A 22,581-nucleotide genomic window follows, 5' to 3' on the forward strand; every position below is an offset into this window, starting at 1 on the left:
GCTAATCATGTTCGGCAGAAATCTTACGGTCGTCACAGAACTGTTGACAATGGTCTTGGGCCTGCTTACTTTGGCCCGACCACCTGCATGTGAGGAGCCTCGATGTTCCGAAAGTCAGCTCTGGGCGTCGTCGCGGCGGGTGCCGCGATCGCGCTCCTGTCCGCCTGCGGTGCCGGCCCCGGTAGTACCCGCAGCGCATCCGCCGACGGTGGCCGGCCCGACGAGCTGGTCTTCGCCGCCATCCCGTCGGAGCAGAGCGACAACCTCGAGGCGTCGTTCGCCCCGATCGTCTCCGCGCTGCAGAAGGACCTCGGCGTCCCGGTGCGGTTCCAGGCCGTCACCAGCAACGCCGCCGTCGTGGAGGCACAGGTCGCCAAGCGGGTGGACGTCGCCGTCTACGGGGCCTTCAGCTACTACCTGGCCCGTAGCCGCGCCGACGTCGAGCCCGTCGCCGTCCCGCTGGCCGCCCCTGGCGGCGACCCCGGCGCCTACGCCTACGGGGTGACCCGCGGCGACGACAAGTCGATCGCCTCGCTCAAGGATGTCGCCGGCAAGGACGTCTGCTTCACCGACCCCGGCTCCACCACCGGCTACCTGCAGCCCCTCGCCTCGCTGCGGGAAGCCGGCGTCGATGTGGACAAGGACGTCAAGACGGTGTTCACCCACGGGCACGACACGGCGGTCGCCTCGTTACTGGCCGGTGACTGCGACATCGCCTTCGTCGGCGACGTGTTCATCGACCAGCTGCTGCCCGCCCGCGGCCAGCTCAAGCCGGGGCAGGTCACCAAGGTGTGGACCTCGCCGCTCATCCCCGGGCCGCCGATCGTGGTCGGCAAGTGGCTTCCGCAGGACATGCGCGACAAGATCGCCAAGACGGTGACCGGCCTGACCGCCACCGGCGCCGCCTCCGCCGGGCTGTGCAAGGACAGCGAGATCAAGGGCCCGAAGAATTGGGGCCAATACGCCGACGCCGCGGCCTGCACCCTCGGCGCCTCCACCGCCTGGACGTTCGTCAAGGCCACCGACGCCACCTACCAGCCGATCGCGCGCATCTGCGAGATCACCAAGGCCGAGGTCTGCACGTCCGGTGGCTGAGGAACCCGCCGTGATCGGCGACCCCGTGCTGCGGCTGTCGGAGGTCGGCAAGGGCTTCCACGGCACCACCGTGCTCGACGGTGTCTCGCTGGACGTCCCGCAGGGGCAGTTCGTCGCCTTGGCCGGCCCCTCAGGGGCCGGCAAGTCCACGCTGCTGCGGCTGGTCAACGGCATGCACCTGCCGGACAGCGGCACCGTACGCACCCTGGGCGAGAACCCGGCCGCCTGTTCGCGGAGCCGGCTGCGCGCCCTGCGCGCCAGGGTCGGGTTCGTCTTCCAGCAGTTCGGTCTCGTCGGGCGGCTGTCCGCGCTGGAGAACGTGCTGATGGGGTCGCTGGCGACCCTGCGGCTGCCGAGGTATGGGGTGATGAGCTATCCGCGCGCGCTGCGGATCCGCGCCGTGGAGCAACTGGACCGGGTCGGGCTGGCGGACCGGCGGTTCCAGCGCTGCGACACGCTCTCCGGCGGTCAGCAGCAACGTGTCGCGGTGGCCCGGACCCTGCTGCAGAGCCCCGAGCTGATCCTCGCCGACGAGCCGGTCGCCTCGCTGGACCCGGCGGCGAGCGTGCTGGTGCTTGAGACCCTCAAACGGATCAGCGCCGAGGACGGCATCTCCGTGGTGTGCAGCCTGCACCAGATCGAGCTCGCGCTCGCCACCGCCGACCGGGTCGTGGCGCTGCGTGGCGGCCGGCTGGTGCTGGACGAGCCGGCCGCCGGCCTCACCACCGAGCGGCTGCGGGAGATCTACGACACGGCGGGGACCCGCGATGGTTAGCACCACCCCCGCCACGCACGCCCCGGCCGCGGCGGACCGGGGCCCGCTGCGGCCGCCGTGGAGCGCCCGCGCCCTCATCGCGGCGGGGCTGCTGGTCGCGGCCGTGGCCGTCACCTGGCTGACGTTCTGGTGGATCGGCCTGTCCCCCGCCTCCCTGGCCGCCGGATTGGACGACACCGCGCGACTGCTGCGCCGGATGTGGCCGCCGGACCTGCCCGGCGCCGGCGACGTCGCCTGGATGATCGCCGAGACGCTGCTCATCGCGGTGGCGGGCACCGGCCTGGCGGCGCTGGTCTCGGTGCCGCTGGCCTTCACGGCCGCGCGCGACCACCGCGGCCCCCGCTGGCTGCGGCCGGCCGCCCGGGTGGTCGTCGTGCTGACCCGGGCCGTGCCGACGCTGGCCTTCGCGATCCTGTTCGTGCGGATCTTCGGCCTGGGCCCGCTGGCCGGCGCGCTCGCCGTCGCCGTGCACTCGGTGGGGATGATCGCCAAGCTGCTGACCGACGCCGTCGAGGAGACCGACCCCGTCCCCGCCGAGGCGGCCCGCGCGTGCGGGGCCGGCGAGGTGCAGGTGGCCGTCTCCACCGTCCTGCCCCGCGTGTTCCCGGCGCTGACCGGCATCGTGCTGTACCGCCTCGACATCAACATCCGGGCGTCGGCCGTGCTCGGCGTCGTCGGAGCCGGCGGCATCGGCGTGGCGCTGCAGACCGCGCTGGGCAGCCTCAACTACCACCGGGCGGCGGGAATCATCTGCGTGATCGTCGTCCTGGTGCTGCTGCTGGAGCTGCTGTCGGTGGCGGTCCGCCACCGCACGGTTCGCCAAAGCACGGTTCGCCAAAGCACGGGCCGCCGCCGCACGATCCGCCACTCGAGGGCCGGCCGGTCCGCCGGGGACACGACGGGCACGCCCGCGCTGCCCGCCGGGCGCGCGCCGCACGACGTCGGCTGGGACCGAGGCCGGGTGCTGCGGGTGGCCGGCGCGGTCGCGACCGGAGTGGTCTTCCTGGTGTCGCTGTGGTCCCTGAACCCCGACCCGGGCCGGCTGGCCGGCGCCTGGCCGAACCTGCGCGGCGTACTCACCGGCATGTGGCCGCCCGCGTTCTCCGGCGACCTGCTCATGGCGGTGCTGGAGAGCCTGCTCATGGCGCTGGGCGCCGCCGCGGTGGGCGCCGCCTGCGGACTGGTGCTGGCCCTGCTCACCGCCGTCAACACCACCCCCTGGCGGCCGCTGTCCGCGGTGGTCCGGGTGCTGCTCGTCGTGGTCCGGGGCGTCCCCGACCTGGTGTACGCGCTGCTGTTCGTGGCCGCACTGGGGCTCGGTCCGTTCGCCGGTTTCCTGGCGCTGTGGATCTCCTCCACCGCGCTTGCGGCCAAGTTCTTCGCCGATTCCCTGGAGCAGCTCGACCCGCTGCCGCACGAGGCGCTGACCTCGGTCGGCGCCCGCCGGTGGCAGGCGTTCGCCGCCGGGATCTGGCCGCAGTTCGTGCCGTCGTTCACCGGCAACGGCCTGTTCGTGGCCGACCTGGCGCTGCGCGAGTCGGTCGTGCTCGGCATCGCCGGCGCGGGCGGCGTCGGCTACCTGATGCAGGAGTCGATCGCCACGCTGCGTTACGACACCACCGCCGCGATCGTCATCGCGATCGCCGTCGTCGTGTACGCCATCGAGACGCTCGCCCGGGTCGCACGCAGGCACCTGCTGTGAGCGGGCGGGCCCATGACGGGAAGGAAGGGATTCACCATGACCACCACCGCCGGCGGCCTCGGGCGCGCCTCCGACTGGGACCCCACCGCGCCGGAGACCTTCGACAGCTCGCACGAGGTCTACGCCGAGCTGCGGCGACGCTGCCCGATGCCGTGGAGCGAGGCCTTCGGCGGATTCTGGGCCGCCACCCGCTACTCGGAGGTGGTGCGGGTGGCCCGGGACAGCGAGACGTTCAGCACCGCGGTGCAGAACGTCGTCCCGCACGTGCCGCGCGCCCAGCGCCGGCCGCCGCTGCACTTCGACCCGCCCGAGCACGGAATCTACCGCGCTCCGATGGACCGGGTGCTGCGCCGCAGCGTGGTGCGGCGTCTCGAACCGGCCTTCGCGGAGGCGGCGCGCGAGCTGCTGGGGCCGCTTCTGGCCCGCGGCGGCGGCGACTACTCCCAGGAGTTCGCGCTGCCGTACGCGGCGCAGTGCTTCGCGCTCTTCCTCGGCCTGCCGGTCGACCAGGTGCTGGAGATCCGCCGGATCGGCGTCGCGTACAGCTTCGCCATCCAGGAGATGGACCGGGCCGGGGTCATGGCGGCCAGCGACGAGCTCTACGCGATCGCCCGGGCCATCGTCGAGGACCGCCGGGCCGACCCCCGCGACCCGGACGAGGACCTGGTGACCAGCCTGCTGCGGGCGTCCGGGGACCCGGAGCGGCCGATCCCGTACGACCTGGTCGTCGCCACCGTCCGGCAGACCATCGTGGCCGGCATCGGGGCGCCGCACGCCGTGCTGGGCAGCGCCGCCGTACATCTGTCCCGCGACCCCGACCTCCAGGACCGGCTGCGCGCCGACCCCGGCCTGCTGCCGGCGGCGGTCGAAGAGCTGCTGCGGCTGTACGCCCCCTATCGGGTGTTCGCCCGGACCGCCACCCGGGACGTCGAGCTCGGCGGCCGCACGGTGCGGGCCGGCGAGGCGATCGCGATGATCTTCCCCTCGGCGAACCGGGACGAGGCGGTGTTCGACGACGCCGACCGGCTCGACCTGGAACGGCGGCCCAACCGGCACCTCGCGTTCGGCCGAGGTGCGCACCGCTGCCCCGGCGCGGCGATGGCCCGGCTGGAGATGACGGCCGCACTGGGCGAACTGCTCGCCTGCACCACCCGCGTCGAACCGGACGGCGAGGTGGAGATGTTCAACTGGCTGGAGTTCGGGCCCAGGTCGGCACCGCTGCGCCTCCTCCCCCGCCGCTGACTCCGCCTCCGGAGCCGTCAGACGTGAGCACCGGCCATCGGCGTCCGCGTCAGCACGACCACCGCCTTCAGCTGTCGGCCCTTGGCTGCGCGCACGAAGGGGCGCGCATCGGTTCTCCATGACGTTTACCGAAACCGGCGCCGCGTGAATGTCGCTCTTCAGACCATGGACCGCACGCGTCAACCGCACCACGGCAGGCGGCCCGGACGTCGCCGGTTGCCCGACCGTGGCCGCCGACCGGACGTCCTACCTTCGCGGACGTGGTCAGCCGTTCACCGGGCGCCGACACGCCGGCGCCGCATCCGGCGTACGTTCCGGTCGCTCCGGCGCGTCACCGAGGCGTCAATCGGGGGATTGACATTGATGACAGAAAGCTGAACGATCGTCTCCGTTGACGACGGCCATGTGCCTCACAGCAGCTGCCAGGCGCCCCCGCCGGCCACTCGCGGACCTCGTCGGACCCCGAGCCAACACCCCCTGCCCGTCCATCAACCGTGGAGGAAACGCACCATGCCTGCCCGCTCCATGACCGCGCGGACCCTGCTGGCGGCGACCGTGGGGGCGGTCGTCCTCGCCGGCTCCGGCGCCGCCGCGGCGTCGCCCGCCCAGACCCCGCCGCCGCCGAAGACCCCCTCGGCCGGCGCCTCGACACCGGCCGTGCTGCCCACGGTCCGTGAGGCCGCCGAGGGGTTGCCCGGGCACACCGTTTACCGCCCCGCCGATCTCAAGGCACTGCGCAAGGGCAGCCTGCCCGTGATCGTCTACGGCAACGGCGCCTGCGCGACGAGCAACCTGGAAGGGATCACGTTCCTCACCGGCCTGGCCTCCCAGGGATACATCGTCGTGGCCAACGGCGCGGTGGACGAGTTCCCCGTCCCCAACACCCCCGAGAAAACGATCGCGCACCCCGAGGCGCTCCTCGCGGCCGCCCACTGGGCCACCGAGTCGAAGCAGGCCCGCAAGCAGTTCGACGGGCGGGTGGACACGACGCGGGTCGGCGTGCTCGGCCACAGCTGCGGCGGCGTCGAGGCCCTCGCCGCCGGGACCGACCCCATGATCGACGCGGTCGCCGGGTTCAACACCGGGTACTTCGCGGAGCCGGCCTTCGGCGGCTACGGGCGTGACCGCCTCGCCGATCTGCACACGCCGACGCTGCTGGTCAACGGCGGCCCGGACGACGTCGCCTACCAGAACAGCATCGACAACTACGCCCTGCTCGACGTCCCCGCCGCCCTGGTCGGCGACACGGCGGCCGGCCACACCGGCTTGATCGCGGGTCTCGAGGCCACCAAGGGCTGGCAGGTGGCCGCGGACTGGTTCGACTACGTCCTGCGCGGGGACCGGGCGGCCGGGGCGCGCTTCGTCGGCCCCGACTGCGGACTGTGCACCGAGGACGGGTGGAAGGTCGAGTCGAAGGGACTGTCGCTGTGATCCGCCGCAAAGCGACCGCGTGCCTGGCCATCGCGTTGGCGACCGCCGTCGGAAGCGGAACCGCCGCCGCGGCCTCCGCCAGGCCTGCCGGCGGCACACCGTGCCTGCCGGACTCCCCCGCCCACCCCACCTGCATCAGCGGCACCCTCGACGACGGCACGCCCTACGAGTTCGTCGTCCCGGCCCACTGGAACGGCACCGTGGTGGTCGCGCTCGACTTCGCCGGCTCGGGCCGGAACGAGCCCCTGACCGCGCGATTGCTCGCCGACGGCGTGGCCCGCGGCGGCACGAGCCGGGCGATCACCGGCTGGAACATCCGGTCCGCCATCGACAACCAGGCCGAGGCGCTGGCCCGCTTCGAGGACGCCTACGGCCGGGCACGGTACGCGATCGATTCCGGGACCTCGATGGGCGGTTTCGTCGCCGCCGGCGTCGCCCAGGTCCACCCCGGCACCTTCGACGCCGCCGTCCCGATGTGCGGCGGCCTCGGCGGGTCCGTCGGCCAGTGGAATCAGAAGCTCGACACGGTCTTCGTGCTCGAGCGCCTGGTCGCACCGGGGCTGCCGGTCGTCGACATCCCCCAGGACGTCGAATCGGCCCGGAAGGCATGGATCGACGCCCTGGCCGCGGCGCAGCGGACTCCCGAGGGGCGGGCCCGGATCGCACTGGCCGCCGCGATCGGCCAGTTGCCGGCCTGGGGACGGAATCCTGACGGGTCCGTGCCGCCGCCTCCGGACAGCGGGGACGCCGCCGCGCTACAGCAGGGCGCCTACCTCGCGCTCGCCGGTGGGCCCCTGCCCTACATCGGGCAGGCCATGAGCAGCCGGCGCCAGATCATGGAGGTGGTCGGCGGGAACCCGTCCTGGAACACCGGCGTGGACTACGAGAAGCAGCTGCGCCTCGCCGATCCCGCCCTCCGGCGTGCCGTCCGCGACCTGTACAAGGCGGCAGGCCTGGACCTCGCGGCCGACTTGAAGAACCTGGCCGCCGCGCCCCGCATCGCGGCGGACCCGGACGCCGTCAAGCGCTTCTCGCGCGGCATCGTCCTGGACGGTGACCTGCGGATCCCCGTGCTGACCGTGTCCGGCACCGGTGACCAGATCTCCACCGTCGCCCAGCAGCAGTCGTACGGGGAGAATGTGCGCCGGGCGGGAGCGAACTCCCTGCTGCGCCAGACCTACACCGAAACCGTCGGCCACTGCGACTTCTCACCAGCGGAGCAGGAGGCGGCGCTGACGACGATGCTCGACCGGCTGCGGAGCGGTCACTGGCCCGCGACGTCCGCCCCGGCGATGAACGCCCGTGCGGCGGCGCTGGCGGCCGACCCCGCCCCTCGCTATGTCCCCTTCACCCCGCCTCGGTTCAACCGCCCCTATCCCGGCTGAGCCGCACGGGCCGCTGCCCGGACCACCCGGTCCGGGCAGCGGCTCCTCTCGGCACACGCCACCCGGAAGGCGAGCCGGACGTTCACGACATGGTCCCGGTGCGGAAAGTCCTTCGGCGCCGATTTTCAGCCGAGACAATAAAAGGGTTTACCCGATCCGATTATGAAAGTCTCGCGAGAGTATTGCGCCTCCCCACATGGACACTGATGATGAAGGGCGAGATCGCTTTTCTTTCAGGTGACCCGAAAAAAGATGGGGATGCTATGAGACTTCGCAACGTGGCCGCTTCGATTGGCGCGGGCATTCTCGCCGTCCTCGCGTCGGCCCCCCAGGCGGCGCTGGCCGGACCGGTGACAGATCACCTCACCGAGGCGGAAGAGCTGGTGGATGCGCTGAATTCGATCGGCTGGCCGACGGAGTCTTCGTACAACAAGTATTGCGGTTCCGGATGCACCGGCTCCGTCGTGACCTGGGGCACACCCGGAACTCCGACGAGCTATTCCAGTGAGAGTCAGTGCGCCCCTTTCGTCACCAAGCTTCTGACGCATACGTACTCATGGGCCACCAGCACGTATTTCAGCACTGAATTCGCGAGTACCAGTCCCAACAGCGCGCGATACTACGATCGCATCAATGCCGACACCGTCGACCATATGGACAAGATCACCAAGGTGGCCTCCCTCGCGCCCGGAGACATCATCGCGATCAAGTACGAGGCGGGTGCCAGCGGGGGGAGCGGGCACACGCCGGTGGTCCGATCGCTGGCGGGCACGGTGGTCACGGACAGTGATCCGAACACGACCGAATACGTGGTCGAGGTCGTGGACTCGACGAGCAACCCGCACGGGACCGCCCCTGTCGCGGACGGCCACGACGACTCACGGAGTAGTGGTTCCACCGAATACAGCGGCGTGGGATACGGATTCATGGTCCTGTACGCCGACGCGACCGGTGACTTCTACGGGTATCGCTGGGGAACGGACGAAAGCACCTTCCATTCCGTCGCCACCAGGCCCATCGTCGCGGCCCGGGTGACGTCCGAGGCCTAGCAACATCGGGCTGCACCGGACGGAGCTGATCCACCGGCGCGGGTCCGGGGTATCAGCCACGTGACGTATCCCTCCCGAGCACCGGCCGGCCCGCGACCGCGCCGGTGATGACGCGCCGAAGGCGACCGCCCGGGGCATTCCTGTGTGCCGTCGTGAACCTCCTTATCGGTGACTCTCCGAAAGGGCGGCTCCAGGGACGTGGTGTCTGTCCGCCGGACCGCCCCGCGCCATGGCCGCCGGATGATGACCCAGGCGGTTTGTTAGCGCTAACAAATCTTCCCTGTCGCGTTCCTTCGCTGTCGGACGGCTGTGGTGGCAGGTCGATCGGAGCCAATACGAGACGAAAGGCGACGTCAAGGACGGCACCTCGCACCACGGAGGGGCGGCAGCCCGGGCGGGCGGCTCATCAGGCGATATCAGAGGTCACCGCCCGTGACGGCGGGAGCGTTACGTTGAAACTTTCAAAGGGGACTTGACACATTTCGGTGTGGTTTCCAAGCTGTGTCCCCGAGGCGGCTTCCTCCTGCCATGTGGTGGTGCGCGGTGAGGACCGCCGTTCGCGACGCCCTGGTGGTGTGCGTTCCCTGATCACGGGACGCGGCGTCGATCGCGCGGGGTGACTCTCGCGTGCCCGCTTTCCTGTAACGGCTCCATCGCCGTCGGCGGCTCCACGACCTTCGGGTTCACCGCGAACGGCACCGTGCCCACCCCGATCGCCACCCGCACCAGCCCCTGACGGCGGTCGGAAAAGTTGATGAGGAGAACACAGATGCGTCTGCCCTGGAGAGCGCGGTCACCGCGTCCTTCCGCCGTCACGACCGCGGCGCCGCCCCGGCGGGCCTCGCGCCGCGGCCTCGTGATCGGCTCCATCCCGATCCTGCTGGCCGGAGCCGGCGGCCTGTTGATCACACAGCCCGCCCAGGCCGCCGTCGCCTGCCGGGTCGACTACACCATCAGTTCGAGCTGGCCGGGCGGCTTCAACGCCAGCGTCACCATCAACAATCTCGGTGACGCGGTCGACGGCTGGCGGCTCACCTGGTCCTTCGGCGCCGGCGAGCAGATCACCCAGATCTGGAACGCCACCCAGACCCAGTCCGGCTCGTCGGTGACCGCCACCAACGTCTCCTACAACAGCAGCATTCCCAGCGGCGGCAGCACGAACTTCGGCTTCAACGGTTCCTCGAGCGGCTCCGCCCAGGTGCCCACCTCGTTCTCCCTGAACGGTGTGGCCTGCACCGGCAGCCCGGGCTCGCCCAGCCCCTCCCCCACGCAGTCGCCCAGCGCGTCGCCGACGCGTTCCCCGTCCGCGTCTCCGTCTCCGTCCCCGTCCCCGTCTCCTTCGGCGACGCCGACCGGCACGTGCGCTCTTCCGTCGACGTACCGCTGGACCTCGACGGGCGCGCTGGCGACTCCGAAGTCGGGGTGGGTCTCGCTCAAGGACTTCACCAACGTCGTCTACAACGGCAAGCACCTGGTCTACGCGACGACGCACGACACCGGGTCGGGCTGGGGTTCGATGGGCTTCAGCACGTTCACCAACTGGTCCGACATGGCCTCGGCCACCCAGACCAAGATGAACTCGGGCACCGTGGCGCCGACACTGTTCTACTTCGCGCCCAAGAACATCTGGGTGCTGGCCTACCAGTGGGGCGGGACCGCGTTCTCCTACCGCACCTCCAGCGACCCCACCAACCCCAACGGCTGGTCCTCGCAGCAGACCCTGTCCACCGCGAGTATCTCCGGCTCGGGCACCGGGCCGATCGACCAGACGCTGATCGGTGACGGCCAGAACATGTACCTGTTCTTCGCCGGCGACAACGGCAAGATCTACCGGCAGAGCATGCCCATCGGCAACTTCCCGGGCAGCTTCGGCTCGAACTACACCCAGATCATGAGCGACTCGACCAACAACCTGTTCGAGGCGGTCGAGGTCTACAAGCTCCAGGGCCAGAACAAGTACCTCATGCTCGTCGAGGCGATCGGCTCGCGGGGCCGCTACTTCCGTTCGTTCACGGCCGACAGCCTGAGCGGGTCGTGGACGCCGAACGCCGCGACCGAGAGCAACCCCTTCGCCGGTAAGGCCAACAGCGGCGCCACCTGGACCAACGACATCAGCCACGGCGATCTGGTCCGCAACAACCCCGACCAGACCAAGACCGTCGACCCCTGCAACCTGCAGTTGCTCTACCAGGGCCGCAGCCCCAGCTCCGACGGCGTCGACTACGGTCTCCTGCCCTACCGGCCGGGCCTGCTGACCCTGCAGCACTGACGGCATCACACGGGTCCACCTCGGGGTGGTCCTGACGCTCGCCCCGAAGGCGCATGCCGAATCGGGTGAGCGCCATCACGGCACACGATCAGGACCGGATGGACCTGGACCGGCGGGCTCGGCGCAAGGCCGAGCCCGCCTCAGTCACGCATAGGGCTCAGATCATCCCGCTGTCCGGGCGCGGAGTTCGCCTCGGCATCACGACACGGGTGACCGCCGGGCACCTGCGTCCAGCCGGGCGCGTGCGGACCCATCCGAATGCCCTTCTCCGACGGGTCCCCACCAGTCATGAGCACGGTTTCCAGGTGGCGTTCCGGACGCGAGCCCGCATCCACCCTGAGCAGCCGCGCCGATTCGCTCTTGATCGTCGCCTTCCACACAGAGGGCATGGAGTCCGAACTCGAGCCAGTGGTCGTACTCGACCAGCAGCAGGCCGGCCGCGGGATCCGAACCGGTCCGGGCCTGATTCCGAGCGGTACCGGGTTTTCGCTGTGGCGAACGGGCATCGGCGGTGATCCGTATGTAACCCGTAGCCGTCGGCACTCGTGACATCTGCGTAACGCCTCATTCTTACGTTGTCGTCGTTGGATCTGCCCGCTGCGGCTACGGCGCGCCCACTGATCGGGGACAGCGTTCAGGCCCCGTAGAGGAGAAGGGCCGATGACGGCGACAGGCTCGGACAACGCCAACGCTCAGGTGAAGACCGTCTGCTCCTACTGTGGGGTCGGCTGCGGGATCGTCCTTGATGTGGCGCAGGGCGCGGACGGGCGACGCCGGGTCGTCAAGGTCAGCGGAGACAAGAGCCATCCGGCCAACGCCGGTCGCCTGTGCACCAAGGGAGCCACCAGCGCCGACATGCTCGCCGCCTCCGGCCGGCTGGAGCGGGCGCTCATCAGACCCGCCCGGGGCGCGGAGCCGGAGGAGGCGGGTGTCGACCAGGCGATCACGGCGACCGCCGGGAGGCTGCGCGCGATCCTGGACGAGCACGGGCCCGACGCCCTGGCGTTCTACGTGTCCGGCCAGATGACCCTCGAGGCGCAGTACCTGGCGAACAAGCTGGCCAAGGGCTTCGTCGGCACCAACCAGATCGAGTCGAACTCGCGGCTGTGCATGGCGAGCGCGGGCAGCGGCTACAAACTGTCGCTGGGCTCGGACGGCCCACCCGGCTCGTACGAGGACTTCGACCGCGCCGAGGTGTTCTTCGTCATCGGCGCGAACATGGCCGACTGCCATCCCATCCTGTTCCTGCGCCTGATGGACCGGGTCAAGGCCGGGGCCAAGCTGATCGTGGTGGATCCGCGCCGCACCGCCACGGCCGACAAGGCCGACCTGTTCCTGCAGATCCGGCCGGGCACGGACCTGGCCCTGCTGAACGGCCTGTTACACCTGCTGGTGGAGAACGGGCACGTCGACGAGGAGTTCATCGCCGATCACACCCGGGGCTGGGAGGCCATGCCGGACTTCCTGCGCGACTATCCGCCGGCTGTGGTCGCCGAGCTCACCGGTCTCCCTGAGGCCGATCTGCGCCGGGCCGCCCAGTGGATCGGGGAGGCGGGCGAGTGGATGAGCTGCTGGACGATGGGACTCAACCAGAGCACCCACGGCACCTGGAACACCAACGCGCTGTGCAACCTGCACCTCGCCACGGGCGCGATCTGCCGTCCCGGCAGCGGCCCGTTCTCGCTCACAGGCCAGCCGAACGCGATGGGCGGCCGGGAGATGGGCTACATGGGACCCGGCCTGCCCGGCCAGCGCTCGGTCCTGGTCGAGGAGGACCGCCGGTTCGTCGAGGACCTGTGGGGAATCGCGCCCGGCACGCTGCGTACCGACGTCGGCCAGGGCACGATCGAGATGTTCTCCCGGATGGCCGCGGGCGAGATCAAGGCGTGCTGGATCATCTGCACCAACCCCGTGGCCAGCGTCGCCAACCGCAAGACCGTCATCGCCGGGCTGGAGGCCGCCGAGTTCGTCGTCACCCAGGACGTCTTCGCCGCCACCGAGACCAACTCCTACGCCGACGTGGTCCTGCCCGCCGCCCTGTGGGCCGAGGCCGAAGGCGTGATGATCAATTCCGAGCGGAACCTCACCTTGCTCCGGCAGGCCGTCGACCCGGTCGGCGAGGCGCTGCCCGACTGGCGGATCATCGCCAGGGTCGCGTGCGAGATGGGATTCGAGGAGGCGTTCTCGTACGACAGCGCCGAGGAGATCTTCGAGGAGATCAGGCGGGCCTGGAATCCGGCCACCGGTTACGACCTGCGCGGCGTCACCTACGACCGGCTGCGCCGCACACCCGTGCAGTGGCCCGCCGCTCCGGACTCCGGCGAGCGCAACCCGGTCCGCTACCTCAACGACGGCCGCAGCCGAACACTGCTCACCGGGGACGACGGCGGCGGTCCTCGGCTGGCCTTCGCGACATCGGACGGCCGGGCCGTCTTCTTCCCGCGCCCCCACCTGCCCGCCGCCGAACTGCCCGACGACGACTTCCCGTTCGTGCTCAACACCGGGCGGCTGCAGCACCAGTGGCACACCCTGACCAAGACCGGCAAGGTCGCCAAGCTCAACAAGCTCAGTCCCGGGCCGTTCATCGAGATCAACCCGCTGGACGCCGCCGAGCACGGGATCGGTGAAGGCGACCTGGTGGCGGTTTCCTCCCGGCGTGGCCGGGCCGTCCTGCCCGCCGTCGTCACGGACCGGGTCATGCCGGGCAACTGCTTCGCGCCGTTCCACTGGAACGATCTGTTCGGCGAGTACCTCAGTGTCAACGCCGTCACCAGCGACGCCGTGGATCCGGTCTCGTTCCAGCCCGAGTTGAAGGTGTGCGCCGTCTCCCTCGCCAGGGTTCCCGCCGGAGCGGCGGCCCCGAGACCGGCCCCGGCCCTCGCCGCACACGGCTCGTCGCAGGCCGCTCCGATCCCTCCGGCGAAGCCCGGCCAGGGCGGTCAGAACTCTGCCGGCGCGCAGATCCTCGCTGATCACGACCGTTCCGCGACGGTGGCGGCGCTGTCCGCCCTCTTCGGGCTGGCCGACCAGGCTCCACCGGACCTCGGCACGCGGGAGCGCCGTTACCTGTCCGGGTTCCTGTCCGGCCTCACGCTCTCACCGCTCCCCGGCGCGGACGTCCCCGTCCTGCCGGACCACGCACCCATCGACCCCGACCACGCGCTGTGGATCAATGGAGCCCTCGCCGGCGCCTTCTCACGCTCCCCCGCCCCGGTGCCGGGACCGCCGCCCGAAAACCGTGATCCCGAGAGCCCAGCGCGCGAGATCGTCATCCTGTGGGCCTCGCAGACAGGCAACGCCGAGGAGTTCGCCTCGGCGGGCGCCCGCCGCCTCGCCGAGGCCGGCCGCAGCCCCCGGCTGGTCAGCATGGCCGACTGCTCACCGGCCGCGTTGCCGGCGGAGGCGGACGTGCTCGTCATCTCCAGCACGTTCGGCGATGGGGATGCGCCGGACAACGGCACGACCTTCTGGGAGGCCCTCTCCGATGCCGGGGCGCCCCGGCTGGACGGGGTGCGCTACGCCGTGCTCGCCTTCGGCGACTCCAGCTACGACGACTTCTGCGGGCACGGGCGGCGGCTCGATCAGCGTCTGGCGGAGCTCGGGGCCGTACGTCTGGTTCCTCGTGTGGACTGCGAAGCCGACGAGCACGAGCGTGCCCTGGGCTGGCTCGAACAGGTCCTCGACGCCCTGTCCGGCACCGGCGGGACCGCCCCCGCGGCGCGCGAACCCGGAGCCGCCGCGGCCGTGCTCGCCGAGCCGTCCGCTCCCCCCGCATCGGCCCGGTACGGCAAAGCCTCCCCTTTCACCGCGACGCTCTCCGGCAACCGGCTGCTCAGCCTGCCCGGCTCCGCCAAGGAGGTGCGCCAATTCACCTTCGACACCGGCGGCGAACTGACCTACCAGGCCGGAGACGCCCTCGGCGTGATGCCGGTCAACGGAGCCGACCTGGTCATGGAATGGCTGGCCGTGACCGGCCTGAGCCCCGTCGACGACGTCGAACTCCCCGGCCTCGGCATCCTGCCGTTCGGCCAGGCCCTGCACCGCCACCTCGACATCACGAGAATCACTTCCGGCCTGCTGAAGTTCGTCGCCGAACGCAGCCGCGACCGTGACCTGGCCCGCATCCTCCGCCCGGGCAACAAGGGCGAGCTGGACAAGTGGGTGTGGGGCCGCCAGGCCATCGACGTCGTCGCCGGCCTGCCGGTCCGCGCCACGGCCCAGGAATGGACCGGCGTCCTCAAGAGGCTGCAGCCGCGGCTGTACTCCATCTCCTCCAGCCCCCTGACCAGCCCCGAGCAGATACGCCTGACCGTCTCTGTGGTCCGTTTCGCCAACACGCGCGGCGTCCTACGGAGCGGCGCCTGCTCGGCGTACCTGGCCGACAGCCCACAGGACGCGTCCGTTCCCGTCTACGTCCAGCCCACCACCCACTTCCGGCCCCCCTCCGACCCCGCCACCCCCGTGATCATGATCGGTCCCGGCACCGGCGTCGCCCCCTTCCTCGGCTTCCTCGACGAACGCCGCGCTCTGGGGCACCGCGGCCGCAACTGGCTCTTCTTCGGCGAACAGCGCCGCGCCACCGACTTCTACTACCGCGACGAGCTGACCGCGCTCCGCGACGACGGGCTGCTCACCCGCCTCGACCTCGCCTTCTCCCGCGACCAGCGCGCCAAGATCTACGTCCAGGACCGCATGCGTGAACACGGCGGCCGGCTGTGGGCCTGGCTCCAGGAGGGCGCCCGCGTGTACGTGTGCGGCGACGCCAGCCGGATGGCCAAGGACGTCGACCAGACGTTGCGTGCGATCGCGGCCCACCACGGCGGCCTGTCAGCGGAGGACGCCGCCGCCTACGTCAAGCAACTCGCCGCCGCCAGACGCTACGTACGCGACGTGTACTGACCCGGCAGGGGACGGCGGTCACGTTGATCGACGACGGTCGTCCGCCGGGGACCTGCTCATGCCGGATAGGCGTGGGTCTCGGTGGCCTTGACCGAGGCCCAGATCCGCTGACCCGGGCTCAGCTGGAGGTCGGCCAGGGCGGCGGGGGTGATGTCGGCGAAGGCGGTGATCGGGCCGTCGAGGTGGACGCGGACGTTGTCGCCGTGCCGCTCGATGCCGCCGATCGTGGCTAGCCACAGGTTGCGGGGGCTGCCGTCGGGGCGGGTGCGGTAGAGGGCCACGGCGGCGGGCGAGAAGGCCACGAACGCGGGCCCGTCGAGCTGTTCCGAGGTGTGCAGCGGCAGTTCGCCGACCGTGACCCGGGCGCCGTCGCCGAGCCCGCGGTGGAGGTTGAGCCCGACGAGGCGGGCGACGTAGTCGGTGCGCGGGCGGCGGGCGACCTCGGCGGGGGTGCCCTGCTGGACGATGCCGCCGGACTCGATGACGATCAGCCGGTCGGCCAGCACCATCGCATCGAGCGGGTCATGGGTGACCAGCACGGTGGCGCCGTCGAAGTCGGCCAGGTGGCGGCGGAGCTGGGAGCGGATCTCCAGCCGGGTGTGCGCGTCCAGCGCGGCCAGCGGCTCGTCCAGCAGCATCAGCCGGGGTCGTACGGCCAGCGCCCGGGCGAGGGCGACGCGCTGTGCCTGCCCGCCGGAGAGCTGGCGGGGCTTGGCCGCCGCCCGGTCGGCCAGGCCGACGCGCTCCAGCAGTGCCGCGGCGACGCGGCGCGCCTCGGCCTTGGGGACGCCCTGGCAGCGCGGTCCGAAGGCGACGTTGTCGAGCGCGGACAGGTGCGGGAAAAGCAGGTAGTCCTGGAAGACCACGCCGACCGGGCGCCGCTCGGGGGGCGCGGTGTGCAGGGGCCGGCCGTCCAGGCTGATGTGCCCGCCGGACATGGCGGTCAGCCCGGCCAGGGCGCGCAGCGCGGTGGTCTTGCCCGCGCCGTTCGGCCCGAGCAGCGCGACGACCTCTCCTGGTGCGACGTCGAGCGTGATGTCCAGGGTGAAGGCGGATCGGCGGACGACCAGGGTCGCCCGCAGGCCGTCGGTGCTCACGGGCTGTTCACCCACCGATCGCGCAGACCGGCCAGGATGACCACCGAGACGGCCAGCAGGACCAGGCTGAGCACGATGGCCGCGTCCGGCTCGGTTTCCAGCGCCAGATAAACCGCCAGCGGCATCGTACGGGTGGTGCCGAGGAAGTTGCCGGCGAAGGTGATGGTGGCGCCGAACTCACCGAGCGCCCGTGCCCAGCACAGCACCGCTCCGGCCACGACGCCGGGCATGATGAGCGGCAGGGTGACCCGCCGGAAGACGGTCCAGCGGGAGGCGCCCAGCGTTGCGGCGGCCTCCTCGAACCGCCGATCAGCGGCGCGCAGCGCCCCCTCGACGCTGATCACCAGGAACGGCATGGCCACGAACGCCTCGGCGACGATCACGCCGATGGTCGTGAAGGGCAGCGTGATCCCGAAGGCGGACTCCAGCCACTGCCCGATCAGCCCGCGCCTCCCCAGCACCAGCAGCAGCGCCACACCGCCCACCACCGGCGGCAGGACCAGCGGCACGGTCACCAGAGCCCGCACCACCCGCCGGCCCGGGAACTCGACCCGGGCCAGCAGCCAGGCCAGCGGCACCCCGAACAGCACGCAGACGGCGGTGGCGGCGGTGGCGCACACCAGCGACAGCCGCAGCGCCTCCAGCACCTGCGGCTCGGCCAGCCGCTGGAGCAGCGTGGACCAGGGTGCCCGGATCAGCAGCCCGGCCAGCGGCAGCACCAGGAAGGCCAGCCCCGCCACGGCCGGTAGCACCAGCATCCACGGCAGCCGGCCGGAGACCTCACGGCGCGCGGCCGGGTGGCCGGCCGCACCGCCGCGGGGTGTGTCTGAGCGGCCGGGGCGCCGCGCCTGGGAGGAGGTCATCAGGTCAGGGGGTCTCGAAGCCGGCCTTGGTCAGCACGTCCTTGCCCTGCTGCGACAGCACGAGATCGACGAACTGCTCGGCCAGGTCGCCGGCGGGAGCCTTCGACAAGGTCGCGATCGGATAGTCGTTGATCGCCTTGTCCGCCTCGGGGAAGGCGATGCCCTGCACCTTGCCCGCCGCCGCGATCACGTCGGTCGTGTAGACCAGGGCGGCGTCCACCTCGCCCAGCTCGACCTTGGTCAGCGTGGCCTTGACGTCCTGCTCCAAGGTGACCGGCGTGACCTTCAGCCCGGCCGCGTCCAGCGCCTTGACCGCCGCCGCCCCGCACGGCACCTGCTCGGCGCACAACGCCACCTTCACCTTGGGATCGGTCAGGTCCTTCAGCTCGTCCACCTTGGCCGGGTTGTCCTTCGGGGCGGCGATCTCCAGCTTGTTCCGCACGAAGGTGGTCGGCCCGCTCGCCAGCGACGCGTCGGTGACGGTCTTCATCGTGGCCGGACTGGCCGCGGCGAACACGTCGGCCGGAGCTCCCTGGACGATCTGCTGGGCCAGCGTCGCGCTGGAACCGAAGTTGAACTTCACCGTCGCACCCGGGTGGGCGGCCTCGAAGGCCTTGCCGAGCTCGGTGAACGTCCCGGTCAAAGACGCGGCCGCGAACACGTCCACTTCCTTCGTCCCGGTGGCCGCCGATGTCGAAGCCGAAGACGTGGCCGGTTCGCCCGAGCCGCAACCGGACAGCCCGGCGATCACCAGCGCGACGGGCACGGCGACCGCCCATCGCGAAAGGCGCCTGAACACCAAGGGAGCTCCTCATGGAGTAGTGGCCACGCGCTCATGGCCGGGAATCTCGACGACGACGTTGGTGGACTTGATCACGGCGATCGCCACCACCCCTGCCTCCAGGCCCAGCTCGTCGGCGGCCTGCCGGCTCATCAGCGACACCACCCGAAACGGCCCGGCGGCGATCTCCACCTGAGCCATCACCGCGTCCCTGATGACCTCGGTGACGATCCCGCGAAAGCGGTTACGCGCCGAGGACCGTCTGCCGTCGCCGGTCGTCTCGACCTGCGATCGGGCGAAGGCGGCCAGGTCGGCCCCGCTGATCTGCCGGTGGCCGTGCTCGTCCCGTACCGCGGCCAGCCGGCCCGCGTCCACCCACCGGCGGACGGTGTCGGAACTGACCCCGAGCAACGCGGCGGCCTCGCTGATCCGAAACGTCGTCACAGACCCTTACCTTATCTCTCGCACATTCCAGCCTGAATACCTCTCTTCCGCCGCAGCAGCGGCCCGATCTCTGTTGTTCTCATGGCATTCACGAGACCGTAGAGCACGCCCGCCATGGGCGTGGGCTCCGCGCACCGCTGGGGCGCCGTGTCGGCACTCACGGCCGTGCCGCTGACCGCGCTCACCCCGACGCTCACCCCCACGGCCACCGCTACTGCTGCCGGGCCATCCTCCACCGTCCTGGCGACGCCCGAAGCGGCGCCGGTCACGCTGCGCACGGGGCCCGCCGGTAGGCCGGCTCGCCTGCACACCTCGGGTACGACGTGTTCGCCGTGAACCCAGGAGGCCTGACCGGGCTGGGCCCGCGGCCGGGGCCCAGCCCCGCATGTCAGCGGCGGCGTCAGGACGGCGACAGCCCGGTATCAGAGCGGTCGGCGAAGGTGGATCTCGCAAGAACACAACACAAGGAGCACATGATGCAGAAGTTCGACACCCCCGCCCCCATCTCCGCCGTCCTGGACATCCCCGCGGGACGCGTCCAGTTCATCGCCGCCGACCGGGCCGACACCGCGGTCGAGGCCCGGCCCACGAACGCCTCGAAGAGCCGCGACGTGAAGGCGGCCGAGCAGACCACGGTCGAATACGCCGACGGCGTCCTGCGGATCGAGACCTCGGTGAAGAACCAGTACCTCGGCCCCTCCGGATCCATCGACGTGACGGTCGAGCTGCCCGCCGGTTCCCAGGTCGAGGCGAAGACGGCCGGCGCCGAATTCCGGACCGTCGGCCGCCTCGGCGACGTCGCCTTCGAAGGCGCGTACCGCCAGATCAAGCTCGACGAGACCGCGAGCCTCCGCCTCACCGCGACCGACGGCGACGTCGAGGTCGGCCGGCTGGGCGGCCCCGCGGAGATCAGCACCGCACGGGGCGACATCCGGATCGCCGAGGCCACCGGCGGCAAGGTCGTGCTCCGCACCCAGTCCGGCGACATCTCGATCGCCGCTGCCGGCGGAGTCTCGGCGGCCCTGGACGCCGGCACCACCCACGGCCGCATCACCAACGCCCTCAAGAACGACGGCACTGCCGAACTCGACATCCACGCCACCACCTCCGACGGTGACATCACCGCCCGCAGCCTGTGAGCCGCACCCTGGCCGCACCGTGGCCCGGCCCCGGACCGTGGGATAGCATCCTGCTGTGTCTATCGCCATCCGCCTCGCCCCTGGGTGCCGGCCGCGCGGTTGCCGGGCTCCGGCGCGGCGTGTGCTCGGCCGCAAGGTGCGGTATGTGCTTGGCGCCGAGGCTGGTCAGGTGAACGGGACGCGGTGGTCCGGCACTCCCCGTGCCGTGCGAGGTATCTGAGCGAGATCGCTCTCCTCGGCTCCGTCGTTCCCGCCCAGAGTCCGGGACGACGAGGCTTACTCAAGCTTCCCTACCAGCCACCTAGAGCCGGGCGTAGCCCGTGCCAGGAGCGTTTGTGCGATGAACAGCAAATTCTTCTTCCCGGCGTTGCCGGGCGAATCCCCCAGCGGGGACGGCTATTTCGGTGCGTTCGGCGGCACGTTCATCCCGGAGGCGCTTGTCGCCGCCGTGGACGAGGTCGCCATCGAGTACGAGAGGGCCAAGACGGATCCCGGGTTCGCCGCGGAGTTCGAGCAACTGCTCGCCCACTACGCAGGGCGTCCGAGCGCGCTCACCGAAGTCCCTCGATTCGCCGGGCACGCCGGCGGCGCACGCGTGTTCCTCAAACGCGAAGACCTCAACCACACCGGCTCGCACAAGATCAACAACGTGCTCGGGCAGGCCCTGCTGACCAAGCGGATGGGCAAGCCGCGCGTTATCGCCGAGACGGGAGCCGGCCAGCACGGGGTGGCGACCGCGACGGCATCCGCGCTGTTCGGCCTGGAATGCACCATCTACATGGGGGAAACCGACATCCGCCGGCAGGCGGTCAACGTGGCACGGATGAAAATGCTCGGCGCCACGGTGATACCGGTAACCTCTGGCTCCCGTACCCTCAAGGACGCCATCAACGAGACATTCCGGGACTGGGTCGCGAACGTCGAGACCACGCACTACATCTTCGGCACCGTCGCCGGACCCCATCCCTTCCCCGCCATGATCCGCGATTTCCAGCGCGTCATCGGTGTTGAGGCCCGCCGTCAGATCATCGAGCGAGCCGGCCGCCTGCCCGATGCCGCGATCGCGTGCGTCGGAGGCGGATCCAACGCCATCGGCCTGTTCCACGCTTTCCTCCCGGACACGGATGTACGCCTCATCGGCTGTGAGGCCGCCGGGCACGGGGTGGAGACCGGGAGGCACGCGGCCACGCTCTCGGCGGGTGAGCCCGGCATCCTGCACGGCTCGCGCTCCTACGTGCTGCAGGACGATGAAGGCCAGATCACCGAGCCCTGGTCGATCTCGGCCGGGCTCGACTATCCGGGCGTCGGACCGGAGCACGCATACCTTCACGACACCGGCCGCGGCGAATACCTCCCGGTCACCGACGCCGCCGCGATGCGGGCCTTCCGGCTGCTCGCGTCGACTGAGGGCATCATCCCGGCGATAGAGAGCGCCCACGCACTCGCCGGCGCCATCGAAGTCGGCACCGAACTCGGACCGGACGGGCTGATCCTGGTGAACCTGTCGGGCCGGGGCGACAAGGACATGGAGACCGCCGCACGGTACTTCGAGCGGGACACCGACGCGGCCAGGGCAGAGGGAGCGCAGAAGTGAGCGGAAACCTGCGGCTTCTGGCCGACACACTGGCCCGGGCGAGGCGAGAGAACCGGGCCGCGCTCATCACGTACATGACAGCCGGCTTTCCGACCGTCGACGACGGCATCGCCGCGACCCAGGCGATGCTGAACAGCGGAGCCGACATCGTCGAGATCGGCCTGCCGCACAGCGACCCGGTGCTCGACGGCCCGGTGATCCAGGCCGCCGACGACATCGCCCTGCGCGCCGGCGTCCGGATCGCCGACGTCATCCGCACCGTGCGAGAGGCATACCAGGCCACCGGCAAGCCAGTCCTGGTCATGTCCTACTGGAACCCGATCGACAAGTACGGCGCCGAGCGCTTCGGCAGCGAGCTGGCCGAGGCAGGCGGCGCGGGATGCATCTTTCCCGACCTGCCCGTGCAGGAGTCCGCGCTGTGGCGCGAAACCGCGGCCAGGCACGGCCTCGCCACCGTCTTCGTGGCCGCGCCGAGTACCACCGACGAACGCCTGCGGGAACTCACCGCGGCGGGAACAGGGTTCGTCTACGCCTCATCGCTGATGGGGGTCACCGGCGCCCGGGGCGCTGTCAGCACAGCCGCCGGCTCGCTGGTGCGGCGCATCAGGGCGACCACCGAACTCCCCGTCTGCGTCGGGATCGGGATTTCCGACGCCGCGCAGGCTGCCCAGGTGGCTCGCTTCGCCGACGGCGTGATCGTCGCGTCCGTACTGGTCAAGGCTGTCCTCGACGCACCCGATGCTGCCGCGGGAACCGCGATCGTGGCGGAACTCACCGCCGAACTGAGCCGTGCGACCCGTCGGTACGCGGATTGAT

Annotated in this window: 18 protein-coding genes; 14 read left to right on the forward strand and 4 right to left on the reverse strand. The window is 70.9% G+C overall.

Annotated elements, in window-relative coordinates; translation table 11 throughout:
• The first annotated feature begins 102 nt into the window (after positions 1–102).
• The 9 genes from HHX35_RS40535 (at position 103) to HHX35_RS40575 (ending at position 15,847) form a co-directional block, all read left to right on the forward strand.
• Entirely contained in the window at positions 103–1,095 is a 993-nt protein-coding gene (locus HHX35_RS40535) for a phosphate/phosphite/phosphonate ABC transporter substrate-binding protein (protein WP_182903906.1), read from the forward strand.
• The gene (locus tag HHX35_RS40540; RefSeq protein ID WP_182903907.1) at positions 1,088–1,870 is read left to right on the forward strand and encodes a phosphonate ABC transporter ATP-binding protein; all 783 of its coding nucleotides are present in this window, start codon (positions 1,088–1,090) and stop codon (positions 1,868–1,870) included. Before HHX35_RS40535 ends, HHX35_RS40540 begins: the two co-directional genes overlap by 8 nt.
• Positions 1,863–3,572: a phosphonate ABC transporter, permease protein PhnE gene (gene phnE / locus HHX35_RS40545; RefSeq protein ID WP_182903908.1), complete on the forward strand. Its 1,710-nt coding sequence runs from the start codon at positions 1,863–1,865 to the stop codon at positions 3,570–3,572. Before HHX35_RS40540 ends, phnE begins: the two co-directional genes overlap by 8 nt.
• Positions 3,573–3,608: 36 nt before the next feature.
• Positions 3,609–4,814, forward strand: coding sequence for a cytochrome P450 (locus tag HHX35_RS40550; protein WP_182903909.1), 1,206 nt, complete (start codon positions 3,609–3,611; stop codon positions 4,812–4,814).
• Between the two features lie 510 nt (positions 4,815–5,324).
• Positions 5,325–6,245 (forward strand): hypothetical protein, encoded by a 921-nt coding sequence (locus HHX35_RS40555; RefSeq protein ID WP_182903910.1) that lies wholly within the window; start codon positions 5,325–5,327, stop codon positions 6,243–6,245.
• The gene (locus tag HHX35_RS40560) at positions 6,242–7,630 is read left to right on the forward strand and encodes a hypothetical protein (RefSeq protein WP_220506467.1); all 1,389 of its coding nucleotides are present in this window, start codon (positions 6,242–6,244) and stop codon (positions 7,628–7,630) included. The genes HHX35_RS40555 and HHX35_RS40560 overlap by 4 nt, the downstream gene beginning before the upstream one ends.
• Positions 7,631–7,836: 206 nt before the next feature.
• Positions 7,837–8,679: a hypothetical protein gene (locus tag HHX35_RS40565; protein ID WP_182903911.1), complete on the forward strand. Its 843-nt coding sequence runs from the start codon at positions 7,837–7,839 to the stop codon at positions 8,677–8,679.
• Between the two features lie 769 nt (positions 8,680–9,448).
• Positions 9,449–10,948 carry a non-reducing end alpha-L-arabinofuranosidase family hydrolase gene (locus tag HHX35_RS40570; protein ID WP_182903912.1) on the forward strand — a complete coding sequence of 500 codons (1,500 nt, stop codon included), beginning with the start codon at positions 9,449–9,451 and terminating at the stop codon, positions 10,946–10,948.
• Between the two features lie 660 nt (positions 10,949–11,608).
• Positions 11,609–15,847: a bifunctional nitrate reductase/sulfite reductase flavoprotein subunit alpha gene (locus tag HHX35_RS40575; RefSeq protein ID WP_182903913.1), complete on the forward strand. Its 4,239-nt coding sequence runs from the start codon at positions 11,609–11,611 to the stop codon at positions 15,845–15,847.
• Between the two features lie 56 nt (positions 15,848–15,903).
• Here HHX35_RS40575 and HHX35_RS40580 read toward each other — a convergent pair whose 3' ends face one another.
• The 4 genes from HHX35_RS40580 to HHX35_RS40595 all read right to left on the reverse strand — a co-directional run bounded on the left by HHX35_RS40580 (position 15,904) and on the right by HHX35_RS40595 (position 19,032).
• Positions 15,904–16,944 (reverse strand): ABC transporter ATP-binding protein, encoded by a 1,041-nt coding sequence (locus HHX35_RS40580; protein WP_310739644.1) that lies wholly within the window; start codon positions 16,942–16,944, stop codon positions 15,904–15,906.
• Positions 16,941–17,702, reverse strand: a complete 762-nt coding sequence (locus HHX35_RS40585) for an ABC transporter permease (protein ID WP_220506475.1) — start codon at positions 17,700–17,702, stop codon at positions 16,941–16,943. Before HHX35_RS40585 ends, HHX35_RS40580 begins: the two co-directional genes overlap by 4 nt.
• A 109-nt stretch (positions 17,703–17,811) precedes the next feature.
• On the reverse strand, positions 17,812–18,609 hold the full coding sequence (gene modA / locus HHX35_RS40590; protein ID WP_182903916.1) for a molybdate ABC transporter substrate-binding protein: 798 nt from the start codon (positions 18,607–18,609) through the stop codon (positions 17,812–17,814).
• A 9-nt stretch (positions 18,610–18,618) separates the two neighbouring features.
• Positions 18,619–19,032: a molybdopterin-binding protein gene (locus HHX35_RS40595; RefSeq protein WP_182903917.1), complete on the reverse strand. Its 414-nt coding sequence runs from the start codon at positions 19,030–19,032 to the stop codon at positions 18,619–18,621.
• Positions 19,033–19,146: 114 nt separating this feature from the next.
• Between HHX35_RS40595 and HHX35_RS40600 the strand changes: the two genes are divergently transcribed.
• The 5 genes from HHX35_RS40600 to trpA all read left to right on the forward strand — a co-directional run bounded on the left by HHX35_RS40600 (position 19,147) and on the right by trpA (position 22,580).
• Entirely contained in the window at positions 19,147–19,368 is a 222-nt protein-coding gene (locus tag HHX35_RS40600) for a hypothetical protein (protein WP_182903918.1), read from the forward strand.
• A 140-nt stretch (positions 19,369–19,508) separates the two neighbouring features.
• Positions 19,509–20,171, forward strand: coding sequence for a DUF4097 family beta strand repeat-containing protein (locus HHX35_RS40605; RefSeq protein WP_182903951.1), 663 nt, complete (start codon positions 19,509–19,511; stop codon positions 20,169–20,171).
• A 55-nt stretch (positions 20,172–20,226) separates the two neighbouring features.
• Positions 20,227–20,391, forward strand: a complete 165-nt coding sequence (gene trpM, locus HHX35_RS45280; protein ID WP_396781818.1) for a tryptophan biosynthesis modulator TrpM — start codon at positions 20,227–20,229, stop codon at positions 20,389–20,391.
• Between the two features lie 120 nt (positions 20,392–20,511).
• Positions 20,512–21,765, forward strand: a complete 1,254-nt coding sequence (gene trpB / locus HHX35_RS40610; protein ID WP_182903919.1) for a tryptophan synthase subunit beta — start codon at positions 20,512–20,514, stop codon at positions 21,763–21,765.
• Positions 21,762–22,580, forward strand: coding sequence for a tryptophan synthase subunit alpha (gene trpA / locus HHX35_RS40615; RefSeq protein ID WP_182903920.1), 819 nt, complete (start codon positions 21,762–21,764; stop codon positions 22,578–22,580). Before trpB ends, trpA begins: the two co-directional genes overlap by 4 nt.
• The last annotated feature ends 1 nt before the right edge of the window (position 22,581 follow it).

It is taken from the genome of Microbispora sp. H10830 (assembly GCF_014161375.1).
Lineage (GTDB): Bacteria > Actinomycetota > Actinomycetes > Streptosporangiales > Streptosporangiaceae > Microbispora > Microbispora catharanthi.